The organism is Amnimonas aquatica (assembly GCF_002943415.1).
Taxonomy (GTDB): domain Bacteria; phylum Pseudomonadota; class Gammaproteobacteria; order Pseudomonadales; family Moraxellaceae; genus Perlucidibaca; species Perlucidibaca aquatica_A.
Map to the genome: position 1 here is coordinate 1 of NZ_PTQZ01000383.1, position 1,023 is coordinate 1,023.

At 65.1% G+C, this 1,023-nt stretch carries 1 protein-coding gene; it reads left to right on the forward strand.

The annotated features are described in order from the left end of the window. A partial coding sequence (locus C5O18_RS11055) for an OmpA family protein (protein WP_105193513.1) occupies nt 1–918 on the forward strand: 918 nt, incomplete at its 5' end. Nucleotides 919–1,023 lie beyond the last annotated feature (105 nt).

Here is a 1,023-nt window from a genome sequence, read left to right on the forward strand (position 1 = left end):
GGCAGCTTCGGTCTGCCCATCCACGCGCTGCGCAACACCCACCTGGAAATCGGCGGCAACACCATGACGCTGCGCACGCCCCAGGGCGTGGTCAGCAACTTCTTCCGCCACGAGCTCAATGCCGCACTGGTCTATTCCTTCGGCAACCGTGACGAACTGACCCCGTACGTCCTCGCCGGCGTGGGCGTGGCCCGCAACGACACCGTCAACGTCGACGACACCAGCTTCACCGCGCACATCGGCGCCGGCCTCACCCGCCTCATCACCGACACCGTGCGCGGCCGTATCGAGCTGAAGAGCGTCTATGACGACTTCGCCGGCACCGACCTGTTCGACGCCACGCTCAGCGCCGGCATCGAGGTGCCACTGGGCCGCACCCGCATCGTCGAGGTGCCGGTGGTCCAGCCCTTCACGCCAGCCGAGCCGGTCGTGGAAAAGGTGGAGGTCATCAAGGAGGTCATCGTGGCTCCGCCGGACAGCGACGGAGACGGCATCGCCGACACGCTCGACAAGTGCCCGGACACGCTGGCCGGTGTGCGCACCGACAACACCGGCTGCGCCATCGCCCAGACCACCACGCTGAGCAACATCGAGTTCGACACCAACAAGGCCACGCTGACCGCCGCCTCGCAGGAGGTCATCGACACCGCGGCCCGCTTCTTCGAGCAGCAGCCCAACCTGCGTGCCGTGATCGCCGGCCACACCGACGATGTCGGCAGGGATGCGCCCAACCAGAAGCTATCACAGGCCCGTGCCGAGACCGTGCTCAAGGCACTGGTCGCCAAGGGCCTGGATGCCAAGCGCTTCAAGGCCCTGGGCCTGGGCGAAAGCATGCCGCTGGTGGCCAACGATTCCGCAGAGAATCGTGCCAAGAATCGTCGTGTCGAGTTCCTGCTCAGCACCTCGGAAACAAACTGATCTCTCTGACGAAAGGATACGATCATGAACTTGCTCAAGAGCAGATATCTGCTGGCGGTCGGTCTGACCGCCATCGCACTGACCCTGTCGGCCTGTGATGACGCC